Below are 3,890 nucleotides of genomic sequence, written 5' to 3'. Positions count from 1 at the left end.
CTTGCTTTTGCTTTTGGGGTTAAGGGGTGTCCCCCTTACGCATCTTTTGACTTGAATGAAATTCAAGTCGTAAGTGCGCATTTCATGAAAAACACGATAGCATATTACCCGCTTGAATTTCAATTCATAGGGTCTTATGCTTGAGTGGTTTTCTATATTCCGAAATTAATCGTTATGACTAAATCTGCTGAAAATATCGAAAAGAAAATTGAAGCCCAGTTAGAGAAGCTGAAACAGTTAAAAGCACAGAAACAGGCTATTGAAGCAAGAGAACGTACCAAAAAGAAAGAACAGGAGCGCAAGGATGATACTCGGCGTAAAATTTTGCTCGGTTCTTACTTGATTAAGAAAATGCAGGCAAATGAAGCCAATAAAGAAAAAATACTCGCTGAACTCAACGAATATTTAACAGAAAATAGAGATCGACAGCTTTTTGATTTGCCCGATATTGAAGCCTAATTTTTCTTAGCTGTTTGGTTTTTTTGTTCGGCTTGATACTCTGGAATGAGCGTATTTAAAACCTTTTGAATATTGTCCTTGTCCTCGATTTGTAAATTATCCCGATAGTAAATTAAGTTCTGTATTTTGCTTTCCATCTGCATTTTTTCGGTGGGTTCGGCATCTTTGGATAGTCTGGATAATAGGAAGATATAACCGCATATATTTTCCCTCGCAATTTCATAATTTACGATGTCGAGGTATTCAACGGTCACATGCTTTAGATCGGTTGATAGGTTATTTAATTTAATCATGGCTGAAATCCTGATTTTTCTAAAATTGGATAAAGCTCTCTGAATTTTTCAGGCTCTAACAGCATATCTGCTATACGGATAGCAAATTGTTGGTAGCTTTCTGTACCTTGTGAATATTTCCCCATTTCAGGCATTTCTGACATTTTTTTTGCAAATAAATGGCGTTGTGCATCGGTCATTTTGATAAAAAAGTCAGGTGTGTTTGGGTCACGCTTAGAATCTAATTTTTTCGGTTGTTGTTTCTGCTTAAACTTGAATGAAAACCCAGTAATTGTACGCCCTTTCTTGTGTTGCTCATAAGTGGCTTTTATGTCTGTATGTTCATTGATTTGAGTAATGGCAGTTTCTAATACACGGCTTTTAAAATGGTGCATACGTTGATATTCATCATCTTCAACACCTAAATTTTTACGTAATTGTTGTAGTTCAAAAACAGGTGTTTTACCAACTTCACGCCAAGCGATTAATAACTCATAAAGTCTAGTGGCATACTTACTGGTTAGGTGTGCAACTTGTTTGGCTTCATATTTTGTAAAGTGTTCTTCTAATCTAGTGATTAAAGGAACTACATCAGGTGCGAAAGTAATTTCTAGTAATGCCAAATCATCTACATAAAAAATACGGCTTACCCAGCGAGAGCGAACGATACCTACCTTCCCTGTTTTTTTATATTCGGCTGTATAGCTAAACTGCCTGTTAAATAGATTATTTACGGCATCTTTCAGGGCTTTGTAGGATGCATCAGGTGATACATTAAATAGTTTTGCATAGTCACTAGCATGTATTTCTAGTTTGCTATCTGCCGTAATACCCCGCCCTAATTCCCTTGCATTAATGATTGCAAGCATGACTAAACGCTGTTCCGTTAGTTCTAAATTATAACTGGCGTTTATTAATGCATTATCTTTCACAACTAAACCATTCTTCATATTAAATACACGTTATTATTAATGTGTATTTACACACTATATATTTTATGTGTGTAAATCAAGAGAATTTGTGTGCTTATACAAGAGAATTTGTGTGCTTATACAAGAGAATTTGTGTGCTTATACAAGAGAATTTGTGTGCTTATATAAGCTGTAGTCCTCTCATATCAATGTTTTCAGCTTATCTAAAAGCATTTAAAAGCTTTAAAAATAATTAAAAGCCTTTCGAGAGGGGAGTGCAAACTGCCCTAGGTACTCGCTAAAGCTCGTACTCTATTGAAGCTCGTTCCTCGCTTCGTGGGGCAGTTTTTGGTTAATCCTATTTGTGAAATCTAAAAGCAAAAGCATTTGTAATGTATTCGCTTCGCTCATACTTTTTGAAAAGCAAAAGCTCCAAAGTTCGCACCCATTCGGGATGCTCTGTACCTACCGTTTAAAATCGAAAGGGAGCTTGTAATCAGAGAAAAGGCGAGGACGAAATTTTGATGATGCTCAATCGCTCGTAGACACTCGCTCGGTTCTTATTATCTAGGTTTTAATTATTTACTGGAGCTAATCAAAGTTGTGAAACATTGCTTAAATAATAGGCGTGGAACGTGAAAAATCATAAAAAAAGCCCGAACAGGGATGTTCGGGCTATAAACTAGAAACTACAGCATTGATTTCTATAGATAATTATAACGCATTTCGTATAAGGTGTATTATGTTAATTTTAGGAAACCTAAATAAATGGATATTTTTATTTATTTTTAGATTTCTCTATAAATCGTTTAGTTATTTGTGCTCTAACCTAGAAGTGAATTAAAAGAGTTTCGTAATGAACTATATAAAAATACTTATTTTAATACATTGTATTGCTATATGCGGATGTACTGACACGACAGAATCTAGGTCTAAACCTTTATCAGAAGAATCCGATATCGAATATTATAAAGATATATCAAAACAAGGGGATTTAGTGATTTGGGGGATTTCATCAGATTTAACTATAAAAACCGTTGTAGGCAATAAAAAAAATATTGAGCAAGGTATAGTTTTGACTGACCCTTTTCTTGGTCAGTATCCTATTGATTTTATTCCTAAAGTAAAAATACTAAATGACAATGATAAAATCGAGAAAGTTTCTGATTTTCAGCATCCTATGCGATTTAACTTGCTTTTGAATAATGTTAAAAATATAAAAATTAATAACTTTTATGATAAAAATTATCAAGATCAAGTAAAAGTGTATATACAAAATTTCAGTACACTCGATCCCATATATTTTAAATATAAACAAACACCAAGAGAGTGGATAAATTATTTAATATCACATAAATTTGTAAAATATGAAAATTCATTTAAAAAATTTGATTTAGAGTGCTATTCAATAAATTTGGACTCTGATATCTCTTACCATTGTCTAGGCCACGCATCAGATCCATACAATTCTGAATTTTTAATGAAGATTAATAAAAATCTTACAGATCAAATTGTAGTGACCACAGAAGTTGAAACCCCTCTCTATCCGAACGTAAGAATCGCATGGAGAATGTCTTACGAATCATTAAAAGACTGGAAAACTGTAGATCAAAATATTTGGCGTTTATTAAAAGTTTGGAATGTGAAGAAATAAAGCAATTATCACAATATTTAATCTAATTTTGACTCCATTTAACATAATGGCTGTTATACGAAATTTAGTTGTCAGAAACCATTTATTACATCAAAAGTAATGAAAAAGTAAAGAATATGACTTATATTATCTTTACTTTAATGGTTTTTGAGTGAGGGAATCATGTCCGCAGTCAATTTCAATATGCGCTTAGAAGCAGAGTTAAAAGAACAAGTTACCCCTATTTTGGAAGACTATGGTTTGACTATGCCTCAAGCATTCAAACTGTTCTTGAATCAAATCGTTAAAACTAAAGCGATTCCTTTGTCTTTTGACTATGCACGAGAACCTGCTTTAACTCCTAAAGCAGCAGCCAAGTTACTTCAATCTTTAAAAGAGATTGAAAATGGCGAGTACACCGAGTACGAAACGGTAGAAGAAGCGATTAAAGCTATGTCGGAAGAAGCACATGGCTAAACGTAAGATTGTCGTAACCAGTTCTTTTAAACGTGATATTAAAAGACGTTATTTAGAACTGGTTACGGCTGAATGGGCAGAAGTATTAGATTGTTTAGTCGCAAATAATCCTTTGCCTGAAAAGTATTTAGATCATCC

General features: G+C 33.7%; 5 protein-coding genes. 3 read left to right on the top strand and 2 right to left on the bottom strand.

Translation table 11 applies throughout. The features are described 5' to 3' along the window. Nucleotides 1–174: 174 nt before the first annotated feature. A complete protein-coding gene (locus tag FTT70_RS13360; RefSeq protein WP_004871868.1) occupies nucleotides 175–459 on the top strand; it encodes a hypothetical protein in 285 nt (94 codons plus the stop codon). Here FTT70_RS13360 and FTT70_RS13355 read toward each other — a convergent pair. Then, nucleotides 456–752, bottom strand: coding sequence for a hypothetical protein (locus tag FTT70_RS13355; RefSeq protein WP_163167926.1), 297 nt, complete (start codon nucleotides 750–752; stop codon nucleotides 456–458). The genes FTT70_RS13360 and FTT70_RS13355 overlap by 4 nt on opposite strands. Beyond that, nucleotides 749–1,681 (bottom strand): replication initiation protein RepM, encoded by a 933-nt coding sequence (repM, locus tag FTT70_RS13350; protein WP_026438545.1) that lies wholly within the window; start codon nucleotides 1,679–1,681, stop codon nucleotides 749–751. Before repM ends, FTT70_RS13355 begins: the two co-directional genes overlap by 4 nt. 817 nt (nucleotides 1,682–2,498) lie before the next feature. Between repM and FTT70_RS13345 the strand changes: the two genes are divergently transcribed. Further along, nucleotides 2,499–3,296 carry a hypothetical protein gene (locus tag FTT70_RS13345; protein WP_180066076.1) on the top strand — a complete coding sequence of 266 codons (798 nt, stop codon included), beginning with the start codon at nucleotides 2,499–2,501 and terminating at the stop codon, nucleotides 3,294–3,296. A 162-nt stretch (nucleotides 3,297–3,458) separates the two neighbouring features. After that, complete coding sequence (locus tag FTT70_RS13340; RefSeq protein ID WP_004870963.1) at nucleotides 3,459–3,752, top strand: type II toxin-antitoxin system RelB/DinJ family antitoxin; 294 nt, start codon at nucleotides 3,459–3,461, stop codon at nucleotides 3,750–3,752. Nucleotides 3,753–3,890: the final 138 nt, after the last annotated feature.

Source organism: Acinetobacter sp. YH01003 (assembly GCF_013420525.1).
Taxonomy (GTDB): domain Bacteria; phylum Pseudomonadota; class Gammaproteobacteria; order Pseudomonadales; family Moraxellaceae; genus Acinetobacter; species Acinetobacter towneri.
Note: the sequence above shows the minus strand (reverse complement) of the source record. Positions and strands in the feature narration are given on the sequence as shown.

Coding starts and splice junctions, on each gene's coding strand:
- FTT70_RS13360 (WP_004871868.1), top strand. CDS start 175: ATGACTAAATCTGCTGAAAATATCGAAAAGAAAATTGAAGCCCAGTTA.
- FTT70_RS13355 (WP_163167926.1), bottom strand. CDS start 752: ATGATTAAATTAAATAACCTATCAACCGATCTAAAGCATGTGACCGTT.
- FTT70_RS13345 (WP_180066076.1), top strand. CDS start 2,499: ATGAACTATATAAAAATACTTATTTTAATACATTGTATTGCTATATGC.
- repM (WP_026438545.1), bottom strand. CDS start 1,681: ATGAAGAATGGTTTAGTTGTGAAAGATAATGCATTAATAAACGCCAGT.
- FTT70_RS13340 (WP_004870963.1), top strand. CDS start 3,459: ATGTCCGCAGTCAATTTCAATATGCGCTTAGAAGCAGAGTTAAAAGAA.